This window comes from Streptomyces sp. SID12501, from assembly GCF_010550245.1.
Lineage (GTDB): Bacteria > Actinomycetota > Actinomycetes > Streptomycetales > Streptomycetaceae > Streptomyces.
Window position 1 is genome coordinate 176,313 of record NZ_JAAGLU010000006.1, and the last position, 22,576, is coordinate 198,888.

At 68.3% G+C, this 22,576-nt stretch carries 14 protein-coding genes and 1 riboswitch; of the genes, 11 read left to right on the plus strand and 3 right to left on the minus strand.

The genetic code is table 11. The features are described 5' to 3' along the window. Positions 1 to 25: 25 nt before the first annotated feature. A complete protein-coding gene (locus tag G3I71_RS08900) occupies positions 26 to 640 on the plus strand; it encodes a helix-turn-helix domain-containing protein (protein ID WP_164313400.1) in 615 nt (204 codons plus the stop codon). Beyond that, entirely contained in the window at positions 637 to 759 is a 123-nt protein-coding gene (locus G3I71_RS08905) for a DUF6126 family protein (RefSeq protein WP_164313401.1), read from the plus strand. The genes G3I71_RS08900 and G3I71_RS08905 overlap by 4 nt, the downstream gene beginning before the upstream one ends. 24 nt (positions 760 to 783) lie before the next feature. Here the strand turns inward: G3I71_RS08905 and G3I71_RS08910 are convergent, their stop codons facing one another. Then, positions 784 to 1,581, minus strand: a complete 798-nt coding sequence (locus tag G3I71_RS08910) for a tyrosine-protein phosphatase (protein ID WP_164313402.1) — start codon at positions 1,579 to 1,581, stop codon at positions 784 to 786. 170 nt (positions 1,582 to 1,751) lie between these two features. On the opposite strand from G3I71_RS08910, the gene G3I71_RS08915 reads away from it, so the two are divergent. The 3 genes from G3I71_RS08915 to G3I71_RS08925 all read left to right on the plus strand — a co-directional run bounded on the left by G3I71_RS08915 (position 1,752) and on the right by G3I71_RS08925 (position 6,257). Then, complete coding sequence (locus G3I71_RS08915; RefSeq protein ID WP_164313494.1) at positions 1,752 to 3,845, plus strand: alpha-galactosidase; 2,094 nt, start codon at positions 1,752 to 1,754, stop codon at positions 3,843 to 3,845. Positions 3,846 to 4,148: 303 nt separating this feature from the next. Then, a riboswitch (cyclic di-AMP (ydaO/yuaA leader) is annotated at positions 4,149 to 4,308 on the plus strand. Positions 4,309 to 4,311: 3 nt separating this feature from the next. Next, positions 4,312 to 5,295 carry a LysM peptidoglycan-binding domain-containing M23 family metallopeptidase gene (locus G3I71_RS08920; RefSeq protein WP_164313403.1) on the plus strand — a complete coding sequence of 328 codons (984 nt, stop codon included), beginning with the start codon at positions 4,312 to 4,314 and terminating at the stop codon, positions 5,293 to 5,295. A 176-nt stretch (positions 5,296 to 5,471) separates the two neighbouring features. Then, a complete protein-coding gene (locus G3I71_RS08925; RefSeq protein ID WP_164313404.1) occupies positions 5,472 to 6,257 on the plus strand; it encodes an SGNH/GDSL hydrolase family protein in 786 nt (261 codons plus the stop codon). Between the two features lie 131 nt (positions 6,258 to 6,388). Here the strand turns inward: G3I71_RS08925 and G3I71_RS08930 are convergent, their stop codons facing one another. Both G3I71_RS08930 and G3I71_RS08935 read right to left on the minus strand, forming a co-directional pair. Further along, the gene (locus tag G3I71_RS08930; RefSeq protein WP_164313405.1) at positions 6,389 to 7,003 is read right to left on the minus strand and encodes a TetR/AcrR family transcriptional regulator; all 615 of its coding nucleotides are present in this window, start codon (positions 7,001 to 7,003) and stop codon (positions 6,389 to 6,391) included. A 112-nt stretch (positions 7,004 to 7,115) separates the two neighbouring features. Next, on the minus strand, positions 7,116 to 8,306 hold the full coding sequence (locus tag G3I71_RS08935; protein ID WP_164313406.1) for a Glu/Leu/Phe/Val dehydrogenase dimerization domain-containing protein: 1,191 nt from the start codon (positions 8,304 to 8,306) through the stop codon (positions 7,116 to 7,118). 184 nt (positions 8,307 to 8,490) lie between these two features. Between G3I71_RS08935 and G3I71_RS08940 the strand changes: the two genes are divergently transcribed. The 6 genes from G3I71_RS08940 (at position 8,491) to G3I71_RS08965 (ending at position 22,557) form a co-directional block, all read left to right on the plus strand. Then, on the plus strand, positions 8,491 to 9,717 hold the full coding sequence (locus tag G3I71_RS08940; protein WP_164313407.1) for an MBL fold metallo-hydrolase: 1,227 nt from the start codon (positions 8,491 to 8,493) through the stop codon (positions 9,715 to 9,717). Between the two features lie 749 nt (positions 9,718 to 10,466). Then, positions 10,467 to 10,670, plus strand: a complete 204-nt coding sequence (locus G3I71_RS50260) for a hypothetical protein (protein ID WP_203729719.1) — start codon at positions 10,467 to 10,469, stop codon at positions 10,668 to 10,670. A 315-nt stretch (positions 10,671 to 10,985) separates the two neighbouring features. Then, a complete protein-coding gene (locus tag G3I71_RS08950; protein WP_164313408.1) occupies positions 10,986 to 20,540 on the plus strand; it encodes a LamG-like jellyroll fold domain-containing protein in 9,555 nt (3,184 codons plus the stop codon). 109 nt (positions 20,541 to 20,649) lie between these two features. After that, positions 20,650 to 21,144 carry a hypothetical protein gene (locus G3I71_RS08955; protein ID WP_164313409.1) on the plus strand — a complete coding sequence of 165 codons (495 nt, stop codon included), beginning with the start codon at positions 20,650 to 20,652 and terminating at the stop codon, positions 21,142 to 21,144. A 407-nt stretch (positions 21,145 to 21,551) separates the two neighbouring features. Then, positions 21,552 to 22,055, plus strand: coding sequence for a hypothetical protein (locus G3I71_RS08960; RefSeq protein WP_164313410.1), 504 nt, complete (start codon positions 21,552 to 21,554; stop codon positions 22,053 to 22,055). Between the two features lie 61 nt (positions 22,056 to 22,116). Further along, entirely contained in the window at positions 22,117 to 22,557 is a 441-nt protein-coding gene (locus G3I71_RS08965) for a hypothetical protein (RefSeq protein ID WP_164313411.1), read from the plus strand. Positions 22,558 to 22,576 lie beyond the last annotated feature (19 nt).

Below are 22,576 nucleotides of genomic sequence, written 5' to 3' on the forward strand. Positions count from 1 at the left end.
GGCAATCCTGCGGCTGAATGGAGGCATGAGCCTTCCCGAAGAGTCCGGGCCGGTCGAGAACCTGCCCGACGTCGCTCCGCGGCTTCGGGCGCTGCGCCGCCGGGCCTCCCTCACGCTGGAGGCCGCGGCCCGGTCCGCCGGGTTGTCGCCCGCCCATCTCTCCCGCCTGGAGACCGGGCAACGCCAGCCTTCCCTGCCGATGCTGCTCGGGCTCGCCCGCATTTACGGTACGACAGTCTCCGAACTGCTCGGTGAGACCGTCGCCGACCGGGACGCCGTCCTACGCGCCGCCGACATGGAGCCGACGGCTGCGGGCGGCTGGTCCTACTGGCAGGCCGGTGCGTCCGGGCGCGGAATGCAGGCCCTGCGCGTCCATGTGCCGCACGGGGCGCAGGGCGACATCGTGCGCGTCCACCCCGGCGAGGAATGGCTGTACGTCCTCAAGGGGCGGCTGCGGCTGCGCCTGGGGGACACCGCGCACGTCCTCGCACCCGGCGACAGCGCGCACTTCGACTCGCTGACACCGCACCGCCTCGCCGCCGACGGCCGCGACGGCACCGACCTGCTGTTCGTCCACACCCTGCTGCAGAGCCCCACCGCCGGCCTCTGTATCGGCCCGACCACTGGAGTGACGCCATGACCGACATGGAGGACAAGTTCCCCCGGGCCCTGTGGGTCCGACTGATCATCTACATCGCCGTCGGGCACCTCTTCGCGGGCTTCATCTACCTGCTGTTCGAGGTGGGCGCGAAGCAGTAGCGGTCGTGGACGGCGGGTTCGGCCTCAGTCGAGGAACCGCTCCCGCAGCTGCTCCCGCATCTCGGGGGTGACGCCCAGTCCCTGCTCCAGATAGCTGTCGACGCCGCCCCAGGTCTCCTCGACGGTCTCCATGGCTGACGTCAGATACTCGGGGCGGGTACCGAAGAGCGGGTTGAGCAGATCCAGGACCTCGGGGCTGTAGGCCTTGGCCGCGGAGCCCTTGCGACGCACCCGGTAGCGGCGGTGCTGTGCGTTCGACTCCATGTAGTCGGCCACGATGGCGTCGCGCTCCACCCCGACGGCGAGCAGCGTCACCGCGATGGACAGGCCCGCGCGGTCCTTGCCTGCCGCACAGTGCATCAGGGCCGGGACGCTGTCCTGCGCCAGCGCGTGGAGCATCCGGGAGTGCTCGGCCGTGCGGTCCCGGACGATCTCCCGGTAGGAGTTGATCATCCGCTGCTCGGCCTTGCCGTCGGCCAGGAGGCTGCGCAGTTCGTCGAGATCGCCGTCCCGGACCATCTTCCAGAACTCCGCGCCGTCCGCTGGGTCGGAGAGGGGGATGTTCACGTTGCGCACGCCCGGCAGCTCGACGTCCGGCCCCTCCAGCCCGATGTCCGCCGCGTTGCGGAAGTCGAAGATCGTGTGCAGCCCGAGAGAGCCGAGAAACGCCGCGTCCTCGTCGGTCGCGTGAGCGAGATGACCGCTGCGGAACAGCCGTCCGTGCGCCACGCGACGGCCGTCCACCGTCGGCAGTCCGCCCACGTCACGAAAGTTTCGTACGCCGCCCAGTTCAGGCTCGGTCGACGGGACCTGCTGCGTCACGAGGGCTCCCCTCCCACACCGCCCCGCGGACGCTGCTCGTCGACGGGCGCGCTTCGACGATACGACATCGGTGAACAGGCCAATGAGTTTTCCACAGGCGTTGCCGTCCGGGGCCGTGGCGCTGATGATGTTGATGATTGAGCGTGCCTGTTCGGATCTGTGGGGACATGATGCTGGAAATTGCCGGGACCGGTCGTACATGGCTTCTGTCGGGGCCCACCAGTAGTTACGCCGTTCATCTCACCGAGGACGACGAGCTGCTGCACCTGCACTGGGGCCCGCGGATCGCCCTCGCCGACGCGGAGGCGCTCGCCGTCCGTCCGCTGCCGGACTACTGGCCCTTCGAGGCTCCGCTCGACGGTCACGAGGAGTACCCGGTCGAGGGCGGCCCCCGGTTCGCACGGCCCGCGCTGTCCGTGCGGACCGACGAACGCCGGGGCACCGAGTGGCGCTTCGAGGCGTACGAGACCGGGGACGGCGACGAGGGCGACGAACTGCGGCTGCGGTTCCGTGACGCGGGGCTCGCGATCACCCTTCACTACCGGATGCGCCACGACGTGGTGGAGCGCTGGGTGACGTTCACCCATGACGGGCAGGACGGAACCGGCCCGCTGGAGCTGCTCCGCGCGGACTCCGCCACCTGGACGCTCCCCGAGCGCGACGGCTGGCGCCTCTCCCAGCTCCACGGCCGCTGGGCCGCCGAGTCCCGGCTCGTGAGGACGGACCTCACCTACGGTGAGAAGGTCATCGGCAGCCGGCGCGGTCACACCGGGCACCAGCACCTGCCCTGGGTGGCGCTCGACACCGACGCGACCGAGGAGCGCGGCGAGGTGTACGCGTGCGCGCTCGGCTGGTCCGGCTCCTGGCGGATCGCCGTCGCCCAACTGCCCGACGCGCGCGTGCAGATCACCGGCGGCGCCGGATACGACGACTCGGGCCTGCTGCGCCTGGCAGCGGGCGAGTCCTTCACCACGCCCGTCTTCGCGGGGCTGTGGACCGACGCCGGGCACGGCGGGGCGAGCCGGGCGTGGCACGCGTACCAGCGCGCGTTCGTCGTCCCGGACGCGGACCGGGACCGGCCCGTGCTCTACAACTCCTGGGAGGCCACGGAGTTCGACATCTCCGAGGAGCAGCAGGGGACGCTGGCCCGGCGGGCCGCCGCGATGGGCGTCGAACTGTTCGTCGTGGACGACAGCTGGTTCGGGGCCCGGACCAGCGACCGGGCCGGTCTCGGCGACTGGACGCCCAACCCGGACCGCTTCCCGGCGGGCCTGGCGCCGCTCGCCGAGTACGTGCACGCCCTGGGGATGCAGTTCGGCATCTGGGTCGAGCCCGAGATGGTCAACCCGGACAGCGACCTGTACCGCGCACACCCCGACTGGGTGCAGTTCCAGTCTGGACGAAAGCGGACGGAGTTCCGCAATCAGCTCGTACTGAACCTCGCGCGCGAGGATGTCCGCGAGTACCTCTGGGAACAGCTCGACGGGATGCTCTCCAGCGCCCCGATCGACTATGTGAAGTGGGACTTCAACCGCTGCTTCACCGACGCCGGCTGGCCGGGCGAGGACTACCCGCAGCGCCTGTGGGTCGACCACGTGCACGGGCTGTACGCCCTGCTGGACCGGCTGCGGGCTGCCCACCCGAACGTCGCCTTCGAGTCCTGCTCGGGCGGCGGCGGCCGGATCGACCTCGGTGTCCTCGCCCGTACGGACCAGGTGTGGACCTCCGACAACACCGACCCGCTGGACCGCCTCGCCATCCAGGAGGGCTTCAGCCAGATCCATCCGGCGCGGGTCATGGCCGCCTGGGTCACGGACAGCCCGAACACCCAGCTCAACGGCCGGGTCAGCTCGTTGCGGTTCAGGTTCGTGAGCGCGATGGCAGGGGTGCTCGGTGTCGGCGGCGACCTCACGAAGTGGGCGGAGGGGGAGCTGGCCGAGGCCGGGGAGTGGGTTGGGCTCTACAAGGAGATCCGGCCCGTCGTGCAGCGCGGTGACCTCTACCGGCTGCGGCGGCCGACCGGCGGGCTGAGCGCGGTGCAGTACGTGCTCGGGGACGAGACCGTCGTCCTCGCCTGGCTCCAGGCGCAGCATTACGGCGAGCCGGTGCCGGCGCTGCGGTTGCGCGGACTTGACCCGGCGGCGGCGTATGAATGCCGTGAAACGGGTGAAATTCATCGAGGTGCCGTGCTCCTGCATCGCGGCCTGCGGACCGGCTTGAAGGGTGACCTCGATGCGGCAGTTTTCCGGCTGCGTCGCATCTGATCCTTCTGTCCGTTATGGCGCCTTCATTCCAACTCGCTGGGAAATGGGGGTTGCTGTGAATCCGACGCGTGAGCAGCGTCATATCCGTGACCCTGAGTCGCCGTCATGTTCACGTAATTTCGGTGTGTTTCAAGGGAGTTTCACGGGTTGATGGATCCTGAATTCACGGACAGTGACCGGGAATTCTGGGGAGGATCACAGGAAATCCGTACACAGGGAACTTGAGGCTTGTTCCGGTGCGTCCTGGTCGCTTACGTTCGCCACCAATCCGGACGGACGCCCAATCCTGCCGCCGCCCGGAGCCCGCATCTAACACCCGAAAACGGCAGGAGCGGGGGACCCACAGGTAGAACGCCTGTTCCGGTCTCTGGAACAGGCTTGGGGTTAAGTCACGCTCAGGCGTGGCCGGACATCTCCAGTCCGCACCCGACAGCTCACCCCGCAGGCGACGGAGAAGGAATTCGCCATGCCCGCGAAGGGTAAGCACCGCCGTCCGAAGTCCCAGCGATTCACCCGCTCGATAGCCGTCGCCGGAACCGGCGGAGCGGCTCTCGCCCTGCCGTTGCTGGGAGCCACCGGCGCCCACGCGGCCACGGCGGAGTCCGCGACTCAGTCCGTGTCGTCGCTTTCGGAAACAGCCAAGTCCGTAACGTCCGATTCCGTTTCCGCGAAGACGGTAAAAGCCGAAAAGGCCGCCTCCGCCGCCAAGAAGGCGAGCGTCAGGACCTACGCGGTCCAGGCCGGCGACTACCTCTCGAAGATCGCGCAGGAGCAGAGCGTCAGCGGTGGCTGGCAGGAGCTCTACTCGGACAACCGCACCGCCATCGGCGCCGACCCGAGCCTGATCCACCCCGGTCTGAAGCTGACGATCGGCAAGAAGGCCGCGTCGACCTCGTCGCCTTCCTCGTCGTCCGCGAAGAAGTCCTCGTCCTCCTCGAAGTCCACGCGGACCGAGACGTCCAAGCCGGCCGCCGAGAGCGCGACGGCCGAGACCTCGACGACGACCGAGGCCGCCGACACCGGCAGCTCGAGCAGCGCCAGTGGCTTCACACTCCCCGTGTCCGGTGCCACCATCGGCACCGGTTACCGGGTGGCGGGCAGCATGTGGTCCAGCGGCTACCACACGGGCGTCGACTTCGTCGTCCCGACGGGCACCTCCCTCAAGGCCGTCGGTGCCGGCACCGTCGTCTCCGCCGGCTGGGGCGGTGCGTACGGCAACCAGGTCGTCATCCAGCTCGCCGACGGCTATTACGCCCAGTACGCCCACCTCTCCCAGCTCTCCGTCTCGGCCGGCCAGAGCGTGACGGAGGGGCAGCAGATCGGCTTCTCCGGTGCCACTGGCAACGTGACCGGACCGCACCTGCACTTCGAGATCCGCACCACCCCGGACTACGGCTCCGACGTGGACCCGGTCGCGTACCTCCGCTCGAAGGGTGTCGCTGTCGGCTGACACGCGCACGATGAGGTGGTCCGCGAGTCGCGTCCTCCCGTTATTCCGGGTTGACCAACACTTGACGAGTGGCTTATCTCACCGCGAGTCAACCCCTTCCTACGGTCGCGTAGCTCACATCGGAAGGTGAATCATGGGCCGATGTGGCAGACGATTCGAAGAATGACAGCAGAGCAGTGATCGGGTCGTACGTGGCGGTGGGGGACAGCTTCACCGAGGGCGTCGGCGACCCCGGTCCGGACGGCTCGTTCGTCGGCTGGGCCGACCGGTTCGCGGTACTGCTCGCGGACCGGCGCCCCGAGGGCGACTTCGACTACACGAACCTCGCGGTACGCGGGAAGCTGCTCGACCACATCGTGGCCGAGCAGCTTCCGCGCGCCAGGGAGCAGGCGCCGGACCTGGTCTCCTTCTGCGCGGGCGGCAACGACATCATCCGGCCCGGCAGCGACCCGGACGAGGTCGCCGAGCGCTTCGAGCGAGCGGTGATCGGGCTCACCTCGGCGGTCGGCACGGTCATGGTGACGACCGGCTTCGACACCCGCAACGTCCCGGTGCTGAAGCACATGCGCGGCAAGATCGCCATGTACAACGGACATCTCCGGGCCATCGCCGACCGGTACGGCTGTCCCGTGCTCGACCTGTGGTCCCTGAAGACCATCCAGGACCGCAGGGCCTGGGACGGCGACCGGCTGCATCTCTCGCCCGAGGGGCACACGCGCGTGGCGTTGCGCGCGGGACAGGTCCTCGGCCTGGAAATCCCGGCCGACCCGGACCAGCCCTGGCCCCAGTTGCCTCCGCGGGGCACCTTCGAGATCCGCCGCGACAACGTCCACTGGGCCCGCGAGTACCTGGTCCCGTGGATCGGCCGACGCCTGCGCGGTGAGTCGTCGGGCGACCATGTGACGGCCAAGGGGAGCCTGTCACCGGTCGACATCAAGAGCCGGATCGACTGGGTCGCGTGAGTCGAGCACGGGGCCCGATCACTTTTCAGCGCCGGGTGGGCATCCTCAGCCCGTCCGGCGCTTGAGGACGAGGCCGTCCAGGCCGAAGCGGGGGTCTGGGGGCGGCAGCCCCCGGCAACGCCCACACCAACTCACCCACCCGACGTCAACGCCGCCCGCTCCAACCCCAGTTCCCCAGCCAACGCAGCGTCCACCCACTGCTCGGCCCGCGCCCGCGGCACCCCGTCGTACGCCGTCATCTGGACGGCCAGGCCGTCCAGGAGTGCTGTGAGCCGCAGCGCCGTGCCGGTGGGGTCGGGGCACTCGAACTCGCCCGCGGCCACTCCCTCCGCGATGACCTCAATGATCGCGGCCTTCCAGCGCCGGTCCAGGTCACCGGCGACCTCCCGCAGCGCGGGGTCGCGCAGGGACACCGCCCAGCCCTCGATCCACAGTCGCCAGCCCTTGGCCTGACCTGTCGGCGCGTACCAGCGCACGGCGGACCGCAGTCGGCGCAGCGCCGGGGATCTGCGCCCGAGGAGCTTGCCCAGGTGGGTGAGGTCGGCCTCGGCCGCGTACCGGAACGCGGCGGCGACCAGCTTCTCCTTGGTCGAGAAGTGGTACAGCACCAGTGCGTTGCTCACCCCGAGGACGGCGGCCACGTCGGCGATCCTGACCGCCGCGACGCCCCGTACCTCGATCTGCCCGATGGCGGCCCGCAACAACTCCTCGCGCCGCTCGGCCACGCTCAACCGAACCCTTGCCACGCGGCCACACTATTCCGTCACCGGACACGATGGCGGGGCAGCCCCGTCAATCCCAGCGAATTCCCGTCAATACGGCCGGTTCGCGAACGACGGCACCCGTAGCCGGACACCGTCACCGGTACCACCCGAACCGCTCCGCGATCACCGGCAGCCGGTCCTCGACGATCGCGTGCGCCGCCGCCCGCGGAGTCGTCCCGTCGGCCTCCGCCCGTGCGAGCACCTGGCCGATCAGGGCCCGCATCGAGCGCCGGGTGTACGCGAACGCCTCCTCCGCGTCCGCGCCGATGTCCCCGAACAGCGTCCACCACCACCAGGCGTTCGTCCCGGAGTTGACGACCACGTCCGGCAGGACGACGATGCCGCGCGCGGCGAGCAGTTCCTCGGCCTCCGGCAGCACGGGCATGTTGGCGGCCTCGACGATCCAACGCGCGGTGATCCTCGCCTGGTTCCCGGTGTCGACGGAGTACGAGACCGCCGCCGGCACCAGTACCTCCGCCGCCATGGACAGCCAGGCGTCGCCCGGCAGTTCGCGGTCGTCGGCGCGCAGCACCGCGCGGTCCACGGTGCCGTACGTGTCCCGGGCCGCGAGCAGCGCCTCGATGTCGAGGCCCGCCGGGTTGGCGATCGTGCCCTTGATGTCGGCGACGGCCACCACCGTGAGCCCCGCGCGGGTGAGGAAGCGTGCCGTGGCCCCGCCCATCGTGCCGAGCCCCTGTACGGCGACCCGGGTCCCGGCGTACGGCACCGAGGCCCGGTCGAGCGCCGCGAGCACGGACTCCGCGACCCCGCAGCCGCCGACCAGCTCGTCGAGCCCGATGCCGTCCACCTCGACCGCGAACGCGTCCGCGAGCCGCGCGCGGGCCACCGTCTCGTCGTCCAGCAGCGGATAGACGGCCTGGATCGACGAGACCAGCCCGGCCTCAGAAGCGGCCCGGTCGACGACGTCCTGGCTGAGGCCCAGATCCTCGCCCGTGGTCCAGACGCTCTCGACGTACGGCCGCATCGCGCGCAGGTAGCGCACCAGCAGGCCGTACGCCGCCGGGTCCTGGGGGTCGCAGTCGACGCCGCCCTTGGCGCCGCCCAGCGGGATGTAGCGGCCCTCGGGGTTGTAGTGGAGGGCTTCCTTCATGGTCATGCCACGGGCCAGCCCGGCGACCTCGTCCAGGGTGCAGCCCGCGCGCATCCGCAGCCCGCCGCTGGACACGCCCCGCACCAGTCTGTCCACGACGAGGAAGCCCTGGCGGCCGGTGAGGTGATCGGTCCAGGTGAGGGAGAGCAGGGGAGCGCCCTGGAGGGTTGTCATGCGGGGAATATACTGACTCGTCGTTCAGTTGTGTGCTGCCGTGGGGCATCGGCCCCACACGTACCGCCCACCGTTCCGAACTTTGGTCTTTCCTTGGAATGACCCGGCCGACACACGCACGACGCCGGACTGTCGGAGGGGGCGACCATAATGGAATGTCTGACCGACTCCACCTGGAGGTACCGTGACCGGATTCCCTTCTCCGAACGCAGGGCTGCGCGCGCTGCGGCCCGCGGCCTTCGGTGCGGACCCGAGTGGGGAGCGCCTGGCGCGGATCCGTAGATCGCCGCACTTCGCGGACGGTGTCTTCCAGAATCCGCCGGGTACCCCGCGGCCCGACGGCGCCATGCTCGAGTTCGCCAAGTCCTCCCTGCGCAAGGAGGACCGGGTCCGTCGCGCTCCGGCCGGGACCGTGCCGGTGCACGCCACGACGCTCGCCGACCTGGCGAAGCCCCCGGTCAGCGGTCTGCGGCTGACCTGGATGGGTCACTCCAGCGTGCTCACCGAGATCGACGGGCAGCGTGTGCTCTTCGACCCCGTCTGGGGTGAGCGCTGTTCGCCGTTCGCCTTCGCCGGGCCCAAGCGGCTGCATCCGGTGCCCCTGCCGCTGGCGGCGCTCGGTCCGGTCGACGTCGTCGTCATCTCGCACGACCACTACGACCACCTGGACATGCCCACGATCAAAGTGCTGGCCGGCACGGACACGCTGTTCGCGGTACCGCTCGGTGTCGGCGCCCATCTGGAGCGCTGGGGCGTCCCGGCCGACCGGCTGCGCGAGCTGGACTGGCACGAGGCGACGAAGGTCGGCGGCCTGACCCTGACCGCCACCCCCGCCCGCCACTTCTGCGGCCGCGGCCTGCGAAACACCCAGCACACCCTGTGGGCCTCCTGGGTCGTCGCCGGTGCGGAGCACCGCGTCTACCACAGCGGCGACACGGGGTACTTCGAGGGCTTCCGGGACATCGGCGCCGACCACGGTCCGTTCGACGCCACGATGATCCAGATCGGGGCCTACAGCGAGTTCTGGCCCAAGAACCACACGGATTCTATGCCGTTGCCGGGGGCGTGGCCGGACATTCACATGTCGCCGGCCCAGGGGGTGCAGGCCCACCTTGACCTGCAAGGGCACAAGCCGCACGGGGTGATGCTGCCGATCCACTGGGGTACGTTCAAGCTTGCCGCGCATGCCTGGGCGGAGCCGGGCGAGTGGACGAAGGATGCCGCCGAGGATGCCGGGCAAGCGGTGGCGGCTCCGCGGCCCGGTGAACCCTTCGAGCCGGCTGGGAAGCTTCCCGTTGATCCGTGGTGGCGGGCGGTGTCCGCGCCCATCGCGCACCCGTGGCGCCGTCCGAAGGGCTCGACTGCTGTGCCGGCCGTCCAGGATGAACTTGACCTGGCGGGCGAGCTCTGACCCGGGCATGGATGATCTTGCAGAACTGGCGCGGATGTTGGGTGACATGCCGCGTCAGGAGCGGGAGCGTATGTTGAGGGCCGTCGACGGCCCCTCGCGCAAGGAGCGCCCGGAGATGCCGCAGCAATTCAGGCCGTTACCCACCTCGCGAGGCTCGTCGCGAGTTGCGGTCCGTATCCGAATCGTCGGCTCCTGATCTACGAGCACGTGAGTTCAACGCGTAGCCCGGGTGGGGTGCGATGTGTTTCCGATGACGCGTCATGTTGAGTGCGTCGCGATTCTGGCGCTGGCGGCCAAGGGCGCCTGAACTGCTGTTTTCTTTGTGCCTGCCGATTCCGGGCGGGTTGGGCCGACCTGTTTTCGTGGGTGCATGACGTCGATGACGTTGCGAGACCGGGATGGGTCACTGACCTGCGGCTTCGTGGGGCGGTGCGCGCGAGGACGGACGCGTTGCCATCACTTCGAGGGGCAGGCTGCAACGGCCCTGACGCTGCTTCCAACGCGGCGTCAGGTTTGGCGGTCTGTACCTGTCTGGGATGGCCGAAGTCCCGGAGTCGGGTGCCGACTGCTCCTGAGCTGCGGGCGCTGCCCGCCCGCGTCTCGGAGCTGGGGCGCGGTGGCCGTGTGGAGGGCCTACTTGCCCGATCTCGCTGCGGGACGGCGTGGACTCCTTCCTGGCAGAGCGGGAGCGCGTGCCGTCCCGTCGAGCCCTCGGGAGGTCGGTGCGAGGGCGACAGGACTTTCGGGGTGTGGAACAGGCTTCGACCGCCACCGCCACCGCCACCGCCACCGCCACCGCCACCGCCACCGCCACCGCCACCGCCACCGCCACCGCCAAGGCGAAGACGCTGACTGCGATCGGCGAGGCGGACAGCGTCCATGAAAGCGGACTCGACACCGTGGGCCAAGGCGGCGCCTTCCGACGGGAGCGGATCCAGGTGGCGTCGACGTGATGCGTGGTGGGGCGTAGGAGGCCCCCAGGTTGCCCACCGCGTACACGACCCCAAGGCAACGGAACGGTCAACGGAAATAGGCAAGCCTGTGGGTTGTCCCGTGGCTTGGTAAAGGGAGCGCACAGGTCTTCACAAGGGATCTTGTGGCTTTCTTCACGCTGCGCTTACAACTTGTTTCCGCAGCCTGCGTGATCACGGGGATGACCTGACGCACCGGCTGGTCCTGTTCCGTAGCGGTGCGTTGGTAGGGGTCGGTGGGGTGGGGTGCGTCCGCTGTCGCGGTGGCGTGTGTGGCTGGCTGTGGTGCCGTTGCTGGTGGCTTTCTGGGCTCAGGAGGGTGGGGCGGCCTTCGCGGCGACGCGTCCGTCCGTTTCGCTGGGCGCCGGACTGGGGCAGGTGTGGAAGTGGCTGTCGGGTTCGGATGGTGCTGGGCCGCGGTCGAAGACCGGCTCGGCGCACGACGTGCGGGTGGCGAAGGCCGGCAAGGGACAACCCTCGGGGAAGGCGCCGGGCAAGGGCAAGGGGCAGTTGGCCGCTTGGAAGGCGCCGACTGATCAAGCCAAGCAGGAACGTTCCGGCAGCGCATCCGTGGGCTTCAACGCGAAGACGAGCAAGCGCGTGGCCGCGAAGTCCGGTGCGCAGTTCGACTACTTCCAGAACGCTGACGGGTCCTTCACCCGGAGGATGTCGCAGTCCAGGATCAACTACCGGGATTCCTCAGGCACTTGGAAGTCCATCGACTCCACCGTCACGAAGAGTGCCGACGGCCGTTGGCACGAGAAGGCGAATTCCCTCGGTGTGTCCTTTGCGTCTTCCACGGCGACGGACGGCTCCGTACGGCAGTCCGCGCTGCGGGGGAGCGGTGCGGGTTCGGTCGTGCCCGCCGCCCTGACCTGGAAGACCGCCTCCGCTCTCCAGGTGGACGACGTTGACGACCCGACAGCCACTCCCAGCCCCACGGTCAGCTCCGGGACCTCCGCTCAGAATGACTTGGCGACTCTGACCATCTCCGATTCCGAGTCGGTGTCCTGGTCGCTGGCCGGGGCGAACGCCGTGACCGGCACAGCCGCCGGCTCAGGCGTCGAGTACGACGGCGTCCTGACCGACACGAACCTCGTTCTCGAGCCGACCGTGAACGGTGTGAAGGAGTCCCTGGTCCTGGCCTCGGCGAACGCGCCGACCGGCTGGGTCTTCCCGATGTCCCTGAAGGGCCTCACGCTGACCACGGCGTCCGACGGCACCGTGGAACTGGTCGATGCTGGCGGGACAGTCATGGCTTCCCTTCCGCAGCCCTTCGCCCGCGACTCCTTTGTCGACCCGGCAACCGGTGAGTCCCACGACAACTGGGCCATGACGTACAGCGTCACCGAGGTCGACGGCACCCCTGCGGTGAAGATGTCGCTGGACCCCTCCTGGCTCGCCGACCCGTCGATCCAGTTTCCGGTGACGGTGGACCCGACGATGACGGTGTCGACCGCCGGCCAGACCCTCACGACCTACGCGTACTACCCGAACACCGCCGACTACTCGTCCGACACGATCATGCGCGTCGGCACCCCGGACGGCGGCGCCCACATCGGCCAGGCGTTCATGAAGTTCCTCGGGCTGCCGGACACCGACGGATACCACATCACCGACGCTGACCTGCACCTGTTCGACGTGTGGGCGTACACGTGCAATGCCTCCACGTCGTACAGCGTGTACCCGATCACGGAGCAGTGGTGGGTGACCGGCCAGAAGTCCTGGTCGGACCGGCCCGCGACGGCCGCGGCCATAGGTACCTGGGCGGGCACGGTGTCCGACACGGTGTGCGGCAACACCTCGGTGTCCACCGGCACAGGTCAGTGGCAGACCACTGACCTGGACACGGACTACTTCCAGGAGATCGCCCTGGGCCAGACCAGCAACTACGGCCTGTCCGTGTTCACTTCGCCGACCGTTTCCTCCCAGTGGAAGAAGTTCGACTCCTCCCAGGTCGACTCGCACGCCCCGTACGTCACGGTGACCTACGCCAAGAACTCCGCCCCGGACATCGAACACACCTATCCCAAGGCCAACTTCACCTCGCCCTCCCTGCGCCCGCAGCTTCAGGTCAAGGCCGTCGACCCGGACTCCTGGCCCACCACGCCGCTGAAGTACGACTTCGCGGTGTACTCCTCGGCGGGCAAGCAGATCGACACCTCCGGCTGGCAGACGTCCGCCAAGTGGACAGTTCCGTCAGGCGACTTGGAGTGGTCGACGTCGTACTACTGGACGGTCGCGGCCTACGACGGCTGGTCGACGACCACGAGCAGCAGCCAGCCCCTGTCGACGCTGGTCGCGCAGCCGCTGATCGCCTCACGGCTGGCGCAGAACGGCGGACACGGCTACGACGAGGAGGCCGGCAACTACACCACCTCCACCACCGACGCCTCCGTCTCGACCGTCGGCCCCTCCTTGGACGTGACACGCTCCTACAACTCCCTGGACACCAGCACCGCGGGCGCCTTCGGCGCGGGCTGGTCGGCCCTGACCGACATGCGGGCGGTGATGGACGACGACGGTTCGAAAAACGTGGTCGTCATCGACGACGGGGGACAGCAGCAGCGTTGGGGGTATTCGTCCTCCGGCTACACCTCGCCGACCGGCACCTACGGCACCTTCAAGGCGCTCACGTCCGGCTATTCGCTGACCGAGACCTCAGGCACGACGTACACGTTCGGCACCGCGGGTGGCACCAACATCTGGCTGCTGTCGCAGATCAAGACACACGCCGGGCTGACCGAGACACTCACCTACGACACCTCGCACCGGCTCTCCACCATCAAGAACGACGTCTCCAAACGCACCCTGAACTTCACCTGGACCAAGCCTTCCAGCGCCACCCATTACCACGTCCACACGGTCACCACCGATGCCGCCACAAGCGGCGACACCTCAACTGCGGCTTTGTGGACCTATGGCTACACGGGCGATCGGCTGACCTCCGTGTGCCCGCCCGCCACCGCCAGTGCGTCGACCGCGTCGACGTCCTGCTACGCCTACACCTACATCGCGGGCTCCAACTACTCCTCGGCCGCGCTGGACGCCGGCCCCCGCGGCTACTGGCGCCTTGACGACGCATCCGGCAGCGCCACCGCCGCCTCCTCGGTTCTGGCCAACGAGCAGACGGATGCGGGCAGTTACAAGAACGCCACCCTGGCCAGCACCACTGGCCCGCTCACCGGCTCGACGGCAACCGCCCTGACCCTCGCCGGCACGGGCTACGCGAAGGTCCCCGCCGGGCTGCTGCACGCCAGCACTACCCGCGCACTGTCCCTGTGGTTCAAGACGTCCAAGAAGGGCGTCCTGATCGGTGACCAGTCCAAGGCGGTCACCGGCACGACCGCCACCGGCAGTTGGACACCGGTCCTCTACGTGGGCTCGGACGGCAAGCTGCACGGCCACTGGTGGAGTGTGAGCGGTTCGGGCAGCGCCGACTGCGGCTCCACCGGCACGGTCACCGACAGCACGTGGCACCACGCCGTCCTCAGCTCCGACGGCAGCACACAGACCCTCTACCTGGACGGAACCAAGCAGGACACCTTCGCCGGCACCCCGGACGACCAGGACAACGCCTACACCTACGTCGGCGCCGGCTTCGCCGACTCCTGGCTCGACTCGCCCGGCGACGTCAGCTACTTCACCGGCTCCATCTCCGACGTCTCCTTCTACAGCCACCCGATCACCGCCTCCCAGGTCGACGACCTGTACGCCGACGGCACCACCAGCGCGGCCCTGCTCACCAAGGCGGCGAGCCCCGCCGGGCGCACCACCGCAGCCGTCTCTTACGACACCGACGCCGACCGTCTGACGCAGGTCACCGACGAGAAGGGCGGCACCTGGAAGCTCGGCACGCCTGCAGTGGCCGGCTCCAGCGCGGTCTACCGGGGCACGGTGCTCGGCGCCGACCCGGCCGGTTACTGGCAGTTGGGCGACGACAACGACGACGGGACGGCCACGTACGCGGCCGACGAGGTCAACGGCGGCGACGGTACGTACAACAACGTCACCCTCGGCGTCAGCGGGCCCTTCAGCGCCAAGGACAGCACCGCGAACACCGCCGCCTCCTTCGACGGCTCCAGCTCCTACGTCTCCGTACCGGCCGACCTGCTGCACACCGACACCAAGCGCAGCATCGGCATGTGGTTCAAGACCTCGACCTCCGGCGTTCTGGTCGGCGACCAGTCCACGGCGATCGACGGGGCCACGGACGCCTCCGGAAGCTGGACCCCTGTCCTCTATGTCGGCTCGGACGGCAAGCTGCACGGTCACTGGTGGAGTGTGAGCGGTTCGGGCAGCGCCGACTTCGGCTCCACGAGCACAGTCACCGACAACGCCTGGCACTACGCGGTTCTGAGCTGCGACGTCAGCAGCCAGGCATTGTTCCTCGACGGCACCAAGCAGGACACGTTCGCGGGCACACCGGCCGACCAGTCCAACACCCTCACCTACATCGGCGCGGGGTTCGCCAAGAGCTGGATCGACTCACCCGGCAGCGTCAGCTACTTCAAGGGCTCTATCTCCGACGTCGCCTTCTATGACCACAACCTGACCTCCGCCCAGGTCGCCCTGCAGTGGAACGCCTACAAGCAGTCCACCGGCGCCATCGCCACCGAGTCCGTCGACGTCACCGATCCCGGCGGCAACACCCTGACCAGCACCTACGATCTCTCCAACGGCGGGCGGATCCTCACCGAGACCGACGGCACGGGCGCCACCACGTCGTACGGCTACGACACGGCGGGTTTCCTCTACACCACCACCGACGGCAACGGGAACGTGACCACCACCGGCCACAACTCGCGCGGCGACGTCGTGTCCCGGACGACCTGTCAGGACCAGTCGGCCTCGAAGTGCTCGACGTCGTACTTCACGTACTACCTCAACGCCGACTCGGACACCGATCCGCGCAACGACCAGCTCCTGACCTCCGCGGACGGCCGCTCGGCGAGCTCGTCGGACACGACGTACCGCACCGTCAACAGCTATGACAGCAACGGCAACCAGCTCACCACGACGACCCCCGCGGTCACAGGCCACAGTGCGGGCCTGACGACGAAGAAGACGTACAGCGGCTCCGGCACAGCCGGTTACGTCTCCGGCACCACCGCTCCGTCCGGCCTGCTCACCTCGACGACGACACCGGGCGGCGCGGCGACGTCGTACCTCTACTACGCCAACGGCGACATCGCCCAGGAGACCTCACCGCTGGGCCTGGTCACCAGGTACACGTATGACGCGCTCGGGCGGGTCCTGACGAAGACCGAGATCTCCGACACCTACCCGGCCGGCCTGGTCACCCACTACACCTACGACCCGCTGGGCCGCGTCCTCACCGAGCTCGCCCCCGGCACGACGTACGCCGTCAACCAGGCCGTCGTCCACACGGCCCTGACGACCAAGACCTACGACGCGGACGGCAACACCCTCACCAGCACTGTCTCCGACACCACCGGCGGCGATACAGCCCGCGCCATGAGCACCGTCTACAACGACTTCGGCGAACCGAAGACCATCACCGACGCCGAACAGCACACCACCACCTTCACCTACGACGCCTACGGCAACAAGCAGGGCGAGACCGACGCCGACGGTCAGACCTACGCCTTCACCAGCGACGCCAACGGCCACCCGCTGACCACCACCCTCACCAACTACACCGGATCTTCGGCCACTTCACAGACGGCCGCCGCCAAGCTGATGGAGAAGCGGAGCTACGACCCGGGTGGCCTCCTCCACACCATCACCGACGGCATCGGGGTCACCACGACGTACGCGTACTACGACAACGGGCTGACAAAGCAGAACACTCGCACCGGCTCCTCGGGTACGGCCTACGTCGACGAGCAGGACTCCTACGACGACGCGGGCAACCTCACCGGGAAGACCACCGCGAACGGCTCCCTCACCACGTCGTACACGCTCGATGCCGCCGACCGCACGACCGCCACCACGACCGACCCCGGCACGCTGGCGCAGACCACCGCGTACACCTTCGACGCGGACTCCCACGTCCTGACTTCGACCGGGACCGACGCGGCCGGTGACCCGGCACAGAAGTGGACATACACCTACGACGCTGCGGGCAACGCGTTGTCCGCGGCCCAGTACGTCTCCAGCTCCCTCACCCTCACCACCAAGGCGACCTACGACGACCGCGGCCTGAAGACCACCGCGACCGACGCCCAGAACAAGGTCTACTCGTTCGCCAACGACGAGGCCGGCCGGCCGACCTCCACGACGAGCCCGGCGATCACGACCACCACACCCGGCACCGGTGCGACCGAAACCCTGTACCCGACCACGATCAACGGCTACGACACGTTCGGTGACCGCATCGCGGTCGAGGACGCCGACGGCCACATCACGGCCACCGCATACGACCGCGACGGCCGCAGGACTGGCACCACGCTCCCCGCGTACAACGGCACCTCCGCCACCACCGCCTGGACCTACAACGCGACAGGCGACGTGCTGACCGAGACCGACGCCAAGGGCGAAACCGACTACACCTACGACCAGTTGGGCGACCTGCTCCAGCAGACCAACCCGGCGATCAGCATCTCCGGCACCGCCACCCGCGGCACTCTCACCTACTCCTACGACCTGGCCGGCAACCGCCTGACCGAGACCTCGCCCTATGGCGCCGTCACCCACCACACCTACGACGACCTGGGCCGCGACAGCAGCACCTGGGCGTACGTCTACACCTCCATGAGCGCACAGACGAAGCAGGAGACCGACATCGCGTACAACGGTGCGGGCCTGGTCGCCAGGACCACGTCCGTCACCGGAGTCACCGCCAACCGCACGTACGACGCGCTCGGCCGCACCCTCACCACGTCCGACACGACCGGCGACACCAGCGCCTACAGCTACGACCTGCGCGGCGACGTCATCAAGACCGTCCTGCCGGACCAGAGCATCCAGACCGCGACCTACGACGCGGCCGGCCGCAAGACCGCGACCGCGAACACGACATCGGCCGGCACCGTGCTGTCCTCCACGTCCGCGACGTACACCGACAACGGCCACCTCAAGACGGTCACCGACGCCCGTCAGCACACGACGAGTTACGAGTACGACGACCTCGGCGACCTGACGAAGCAGACGGAGCCGGTCACCGACAACGCCTCCATCGTCACCACGTACGGATACGACGCGGCCGGTCACCAGACCGCCTACACGGACGGCAACGGCGACACCACCTACTACACGTACAACTCGCTCGGCCTGCCCGTCAGTAAGAAGGTCCCCGCGGTCACCGGCTACACGAGCGATGCCGACCGGACCACCACCTACACCTACGACGAGCGCGGCCGACTCGTGACCCAGACCGACCCCGGCGGCGTCACGCTCACCAACACCTACGACGCCCTCGACGACCTGACCGCGCAGAGCGGCACCGGCGCCGACGCGACCACGGCCGACCGCCACTTCACCTACTCACTCAACGGTGACCTGGTGGCCTCAGCCGCCGGTGACACGTGGGAGTACTACGACACCAACGCGCTCGGCGACGTCCTCACGACCTCCGGCCAGGCGGGCAGTTCGTCCTTCACCTACAACGCCGACGAGAGCGCGCTCACCCGCACCGACGCGTCCGGCACCAGCAGCTACGTCTACGACACCGACGGCCGGCTGAGCACCGACACCGACGCGTCGACGGGCACGATCCTGAACTACCAGTACAACTCGCTGTCCCAGCCCAAGGCGGTGACGTACGGCACCTCGGGCAACGTCCGCAGCTACGGCTACGACTCCCTGCACCGCCTCACCTCCGACACCCTCACCACCGCCGCCGGCACCAAGGTCGCCTCGGTCGGCTATGACTGGGACACGAACGACAACCTCACCTCCAAGACCACCACCGGAGTCCAGAGCGCCTCCACGAACTCGTACGCCTACGACTACGCGAACCGCCTCACGTCCTGGACCTCGGGCTCCACGACCACCGGCTACACGTACGACGCCGACGGCAACCGCCTGACGTCCGGTTCGACGACGTCCACCTACAACGCCCGCGACCAGCTGACGTCCGACGGCACGCACACCTACAGCTACACGGCCCGCGGCACGATGTCCGCCAAGGACTCCACGGCGTACACCTTCGACGCGTACGGCCAGCAGCTGACCGCCGGTTCGGCGGCGTACACGTACGACGCGCTGGGCCGGGCGATCACCGCCGGACCGACCACCCTCGCCTACTCCGGCACCGACAACACAGTCGCCTCCGACGGCGCAAGCACCTACAGCCGTGGCCCGGGGGGCGCCCTCACCGGCGAGTCCTCGGCGACCGGCGCCACCCTGACCTGGACCGACCTGCACACCGACGTCATCGGCCAGTTCACGGCGACCGGCACCACGCTCACCGCCTCCGCGAGCTACGACCCGTGGGGCACCACCACCGCCTCCACACTGACCGGCAGCGCCGGCTACCAGAGCGAGTACACCGACCCGACAACCGGCAACGTCAACATGCACGCCCGCTGGTACAGCCCGAGCACGGGCGGCTTCGACTCGGCGGACACGGTCGACAACTCGGCTGTCGGAGACAGCACCAACGCGAACGACTACGCCTATGCGAACGACGCGCCGCTCACCGGGACCGACCCGAGCGGGCACTGCATCGAGGACCTGTGCATCGGAGAGTTCTTCGCCGCCGCCGCAGCAGCCGACGCGCTCTACAACGTCTGCGTGGAGTACTGCTCCAGCCTCACCAACAGCCTCTCGAACGTGTTGGGCTCGCTGACCTACAGCTCGTCCGGTTCCTCCTCCCACAGCCATGCTTCCTCCTCGTCCGCAGCGGCCACCCAGAGCAGCGCGGCGAGCAGCAGCTACGGCATGTGCGCGGAGGTCTGGTCGATGTCCTGCGAGCAGCGCTACAGCCGCACCCGCTCCAGCAGCGGCAGCCGGTCATCCGATGGCGGACGAGGCAGTGGTGGCAACGGTGGCAACAATGGCAGTGGTTACTGCAGCTCCTGCGGCGGTGTAAACGCCGCGGATGCCGCCGCAGCCGCCAGGGCTGCCGCAGCGGCAGCCGCTGCCGCGGAGGCCGCCCGCCGAGCCGCGATCCGCGCCCACGCCATCAAGATCACGGCCTCGATCGGCAAGAGCACTCTCACAGTCCACTCGATCTCGTCCGCGGCCGAACCCCCGACCGTCGGAATCAACGTCGGCAACTCCGTCCGCAACGCCGCCTCCGCGATCGCGGCGGGACTCACGACGGCGGCTGTGTGCGTCGTGACCGGAGGCTGCGGTGGGGCGAAGAAGGGGAAGAGCGGCACGAACTGCTCGCTGGGTACCGGAATCGGCTACCAGCTCCCGATGCCGCTGGACGACGAGGGACGGGCCACCGGGATGTACGCGTGTGTCACCAAGAGCAGTGTGCGCGCATCCGGTACCTCGCCGGTGACCACCTCTGCGCGTGACCGACTGTCCGGATACAACGAGGCCCAGGACTATGCGGAGTCAGCGGGGCTTCGGGCGAACAGGACGATCAACGCCTGTCACCTCATCGCTGACACTCTCGGGGGCTCGGGAAGCGACCAGCGCAATTTGGCGACCTGCTGGAGGGGAGTGAACACGTTCGACCGGACGCCGGGCAGCCTGGGTCGGAACAACATGGCTGTCATGGAACGTGAGGTGAAGGCTGCTGCCAACCAGGGCCAGAGCGTCTCATACACGGTGCTCCCGCAATATCGTTCCGCGAGCAACAAGGTGCCCTACCAATTCGTCCTGACGGCGCGGGGCTACTACCGCAATGGAACCGCCGGACTCCGCGACACAATGGCGGTGGACAACACCTACGGAACGACAGGGGTGAACCTCGGTGACGTCATCAAGTGAAGATGGAAGGTGCACGGAAAGTGAATCGGTGTCAGGGCATTCGATGCGGCGTCTGACGGCACTGGTCTCTCCGCCGACTCAAGGAGGAAACAGCGTTGACTGGTCAGCCATGGCGACTGAATACTCACATGGTTTCCCGGACGACTACCGCGAGTTCATGGGTATCTACGGGCAGGGATTCTTCGACGACTTTCTGGGAGTGGAGCCGCCGACTCAGGATGTCTATCCGCTGGAAGTCAGTGCGACCGTTCGTGGCAGGACTGCCGATGCCCGGTTCACAGGCGAAGAATGCGAATACGATCGGCCCGACCTGCTGATCGCATGGGGACTGACCGTTGATTCCGACCTGCTTTGTTGGCGGGCTGATTCACCTGACCCCAACATGTGGACCACGGTGCTCTGGCGTCGGCAGTGGCTGTCGTGGGAACAGTTCGACTGCGGAATGACGGAGTTCCTGTGTCGCTACGCCACACGTGATCTACCCGACGTGTGGACTTTTGACCTGCCGTACGACGGCTGCCGCTTCGTCCACGACCGAGACTACAAGAGGCTCCGGGCACTGAAGATCGACCCTTGGGGACCCGAACCGGTAGCGGGGACATGACGAGAGGAAGCAGCCATGCCACACCCCACGGTGACGTGGCCGGCGCGGTGCATGTGAGCCCGGACTTGGTGAGTGCGCGGATTCTGGCCCGTCTGGTGCGGGGATGACGGAGTACGACCGCAGCCCTCCGGAAACCTGAGAACTCGCCGACCGTTCCGCACCGAATGCTGCCATCGCTGATAACAGGCGAGGACGAGTGCCAGGACGCGCCCGAGTCGCTCATCGGCTGGGGCGGGACCGTCGAGGCGGACGGTCTGTTTCGTCTCTCCACCCGAAGACATCGATGCCATCCATCTCTTGCCAACGCCTGTCGGCCCTGCTTCTACACCCGGATTCCGGCGCTGACAGGACGTACTCGCACCATGACCAACTGATCTGACCGATACGAGGGCACCATGCACTGGGCTGTGGAAGAGCTGAGCCGCGTTGTACAGCCGCCCGCGGACGGCGGTGACACGGTCGACTGGGATGCGCTGCGCGCCGAGACGGGATGGGAGTTCCCTGCGGACTATCGCGACTTCGTCGCGGCGTATGGGCTGGGCGGGATCAGCGACTCGATCGGCATCCTTACACCTCCGTTCGACGGCTATCCACACGGGGACCACCTGCTTCACGGCGCTCAGTGGCCGCCGGTGGACGGGACGTTGACCTGGGCGTCAAACGAAGCCGGCGACGACCTCCTGTGGCGGTGTGCCGGTGAGCCCGATGAGTGGCGAGTGGTCTTCCGTCCGAGAGATCGCCGTCGGGACCACGAGTACGACATGGGAATGGCGGAGTTCCTGCTTCGCCTGGTGCGGCGGGACATCCGTCCGCCGCTCGGTGCCGAACTGGAGTTGCCGGCCACGTTCGAATCATGGCGTGATGAAGATCGGCGTCTGCTCGACGAGGATGGCGATCTTGAAGGCTTCTGAGCGTGCCCACCACCTTCCTCCCAGCTGTCGGTGGCCGATACTCGGTGCGGTCGCCGTCGCAGTGCTGATTGCGACCGGCGTCGTCACGCTGCTCCTGCGCCCGGATTCCGGTAGCGGGGCGACGCCACCCGCGCCGGTCTCACATGTCGATACCGCTGTCCGGGCCTGTCTCCTGACCTCCACGGACACGGATACGACGGGTACTTGGGCGACGATGCAGGAGTTGGCCGGGACGAGCACCTCGAAGGTCGTGGTCCAGCGGTACCGTCTGCCTGCCGGGGTGGATCCCGTCGCCTACGTCAACACCCTCGTTCAGTTGCGCTGCTCCACGGTCGTCACCACCGGCGCTGCGGCACGCTCCGCCATAGCCTCCCGCCTCGCAGCGGGACTGGTCCCGCACGTCCGCTTCGTGGTCGTCGCCGATGGGCCGGTATCCGGTGCAACGCGTCTGAGCCCGGATGCTGTGAGCACGTCGTCCCTGGCCCGGGCGGTGAGGCGCTGAGCGGTGCGAACCGGTTCAC

What these genes read in the sequence shown, in the direction of transcription:
- G3I71_RS08900 (WP_164313400.1), top strand. Translation starts at nt 26, where the DNA reads ATGAGCCTTCCCGAAGAGTCCGGGCCGGTCGAGAACCTGCCCGACGTC.
- G3I71_RS08905 (WP_164313401.1), top strand. Translation starts at nt 637, where the DNA reads ATGACCGACATGGAGGACAAGTTCCCCCGGGCCCTGTGGGTCCGACTG.
- G3I71_RS08915 (WP_164313494.1), top strand. Translation starts at nt 1,752, where the DNA reads ATGCTGGAAATTGCCGGGACCGGTCGTACATGGCTTCTGTCGGGGCCC.
- G3I71_RS08920 (WP_164313403.1), top strand. Translation starts at nt 4,312, where the DNA reads ATGCCCGCGAAGGGTAAGCACCGCCGTCCGAAGTCCCAGCGATTCACC.
- G3I71_RS08935 (WP_164313406.1), bottom strand. Translation starts at nt 8,306, where the DNA reads ATGACAACCCTCCAGGGCGCTCCCCTGCTCTCCCTCACCTGGACCGAT.
- G3I71_RS08955 (WP_164313409.1), top strand. Translation starts at nt 20,650, where the DNA reads ATGGCGACTGAATACTCACATGGTTTCCCGGACGACTACCGCGAGTTC.